The sequence below is a fragment of the Vibrio sp. S234-5 genome (genome assembly GCF_000960595.1).
In the GTDB taxonomy this organism is placed as follows: Bacteria; Pseudomonadota; Gammaproteobacteria; order Enterobacterales; family Vibrionaceae; genus Vibrio.
This window is the reverse complement of the sequence record NZ_JZAM01000154.1, coordinates 1-2450: the sequence shown is the minus strand read 5'-3', so window position 1 is coordinate 2450 and position 2450 is coordinate 1. Positions and strand designations below refer to the sequence as shown.

The 2450-nt window shown below is 40.3% G+C and carries 3 protein-coding genes; all 3 read left to right on the top strand.

What is annotated here, in order from left to right; all coding sequences use genetic code 11:
• Positions 1-601: 601 nt before the first annotated feature.
• The 3 genes from UF06_RS06545 to UF06_RS06535 all read left to right on the top strand — a co-directional run bounded on the left by UF06_RS06545 (position 602) and on the right by UF06_RS06535 (position 2212).
• Positions 602-862, top strand: coding sequence for a hypothetical protein (locus UF06_RS06545; RefSeq protein WP_045569726.1), 261 nt, complete (start codon positions 602-604; stop codon positions 860-862).
• Positions 863-1083: 221 nt separating this feature from the next.
• On the top strand, positions 1084-1380 hold the full coding sequence (locus tag UF06_RS06540) for a Dabb family protein (protein WP_039445218.1): 297 nt from the start codon (positions 1084-1086) through the stop codon (positions 1378-1380).
• Positions 1381-1534: 154 nt separating this feature from the next.
• The gene (locus UF06_RS06535; RefSeq protein WP_045569725.1) at positions 1535-2212 is read left to right on the top strand and encodes a hypothetical protein; all 678 of its coding nucleotides are present in this window, start codon (positions 1535-1537) and stop codon (positions 2210-2212) included.
• The last annotated feature ends 238 nt before the right edge of the window (positions 2213-2450 follow it).

Sequence of the window (2450 nt, the reverse complement as noted above, 5' to 3'; positions counted from 1 at the left end):
AGAGCAATAATGGAAAGGGCCGCGTATTCCAAAGCGATGGTAAAGAAGTGAAGTTGACATTAACTGGCTATTTTTGGCGATATGGTATCAGAAAAGCCATTCAGGTATCGATTTTCCGGATGAACCCAGCTTGGTGCAAAATTGCTTTGGAAGTTTTGCTTTCGCTTTGAGTTTTCCGAAAGTGATTTATCAAAATTTTCGGGTTTTCAAATCGCATGAAAGGCCACAAAGTTTGAGCCAATTCGGGTTTCAAAGCTTAAGTGGTTTGTTGGTTTTCCAAATCGGTTTAATCTCAGGCTTGGTAAATCTAAGGTGCTGAAATTTAAGCTAACAAACTGCTTAAGAGGGATTCGCAATGCGTGGCATTTTCAGTATGCGGTGGGTTTTGTGATTAAGGCGGTGTGCTGTAGCATTCGTAGCGCATTGCTCACCCCTTAGCAGGGCGTTAGCTCTTTACATCAGGTATCGCAGGCTTTGACAGGAAAGGATAACTTATAGAACAAGATTTGAATAATAACCTCTTTCAAACTATGGTTATAGCGCCTAATGTACTTAACATACTGAAAGCAAAAAAGTCCAAAATCATATCGGAGGTGATAACATGAATGATACTAATATGAGAGAAACAATATCAATTATTAGTCAGAAGCTTGACGAGCTTGAATCAAGAGAAATTTTCACATCTAAGTTTTGTTTATCTGTAAAAAAATCAATAAGTAACTGCGAAACAGTTGATGAGTTAATTGCTAATATAAATAAAGTAGTTACAGACTCATCTGGAGATGATGAAGCTAAGCTAACTGATGGTCAAATTGCTTTGGCTGTCGTAACTGGAACTTTGATCGGGCTGTTCTTGATGTAAAAGCTATTAAGGTGAGAGCCACAATGGTGCTCACCTTTAACATTCAACGACATTAAAGGGAGCGGACGATTCAAGCCAAAAGAGCTAACAATCAATTAAAGTCGGACTGCTAACCTGTGGCATTTTTGGTTCCGGTTGGCGGCGGTGTTTACGGTGGCCCGGTTTGAGTTTCGTGGTGTTAGCAGCCGCTTAATTGGGCGTTAGCTGCTATCGAGGACAAAATGATTCGACATTTATTGCTTATAAAATTTAAACAATCCGCAGACTCATTAGAAATTGAAAAGTTAAAAGGTTTGTTTGCGGCAATGCCGGAAAAAGTCGATGGTGTCCTTGCTGTTGAGTGGGGAGAAAACGATAGCCCCGAAGGCAAAAATCAAGGTTTCACGCATTCGGTTTTAATGACGTTTGCCGACGAAGCGGGCCGTCAAAACTATTTGCCACATCCAGAGCATGACGCACTTAAGCAAGTGTTTCGCCCGTTGCTCGAAGACATCGTGGTTTTTGATTACACAATCTAGAAGTGGGTAGCGCAGCTAACAAACTGTTCAAGTAGATTCGGCATGCGTGGCATTTTTGGTTTGCGTTGGTTTTAGTGATTACGTAGTGTTGCGGAAGCTTTTGTAGTGCATGCCTCACTACTTAACAGGGCGTTAGCCATTTTAGGAGTTCAACATGAGTTTGTGTTATATGTGTGATAGACCTGCTACCTCAGTAGAACACGTACCACCGAAATGTCTATTTCCAGAAAAGAAAGATTTGTCAGGTGACCAGAACTTACGCAAGTCATTGATTACAGTCCCCTCTTGTGATTTGCATAACTCGTCCAAGTCAAAGGATGATGAGTATTTACTGAATTGCCTAACCATTAGCGTTTTCTCTAACACTGTCGCTAAAAACCATTTTGATACCAAAATTACGAGGTCAATTAAGAGAAGACCTCAACTAATCAATAAGTTAACTGAGAATGCAAATTCGACACTGATTGAAAATTTCGCTACTGGAGAATACGCTGAAGCAATAGCTTTTAAAATTGATGCGGAACGGTTGAAATCGTGTTTGGTACATATATCTCATGCACTATATTTTCATCATTTCAGAGAACGTTGGCGCGGCACAGTTGACGTAACTGCGAACTTTCTTTTTTCACAAGACTCAAGCCAGCAGGATGTTAACAATAAATTGCTGCTAATAGATGAACTTTCAGAAAAAATGTTTAAGTCTGCTGAATCTTATGGTGAAAATAAGGATGTGTTTGCATATAAAGTTATGAGTGAACAAGACTCAAAGGGAATCCGTATGTCTTTTTATGGTGCCAATAAGGTAACGGCTATCTTTAACAAAAATGGCTAACAAACTGCTTAAGTGGGATTCGCAATGCGTGGCATTTTTAGCATGCGGTGAGTTTTGTGATTAAGGCTGCGTGCGGTAGCTTTTGTAGTGCATTGCTCACCCCTTAGCAGGGCGTTATGTTTAATCACCAAAAATCAGTGGATTATGGTTTTTCTTTGTTCCCTCGGCTGATTGGTTTTGTGTTTGTCGGCAAGTTAATTTCAGTGGGCGCGGTTTTCCGGACAATTATTCTTTGGCG

Coding starts and splice junctions, on each gene's coding strand:
- UF06_RS06545 (WP_045569726.1), top strand. CDS start 602: ATGAATGATACTAATATGAGAGAAACAATATCAATTATTAGTCAGAAG.
- UF06_RS06540 (WP_039445218.1), top strand. CDS start 1,084: ATGATTCGACATTTATTGCTTATAAAATTTAAACAATCCGCAGACTCA.
- UF06_RS06535 (WP_045569725.1), top strand. CDS start 1,535: ATGAGTTTGTGTTATATGTGTGATAGACCTGCTACCTCAGTAGAACAC.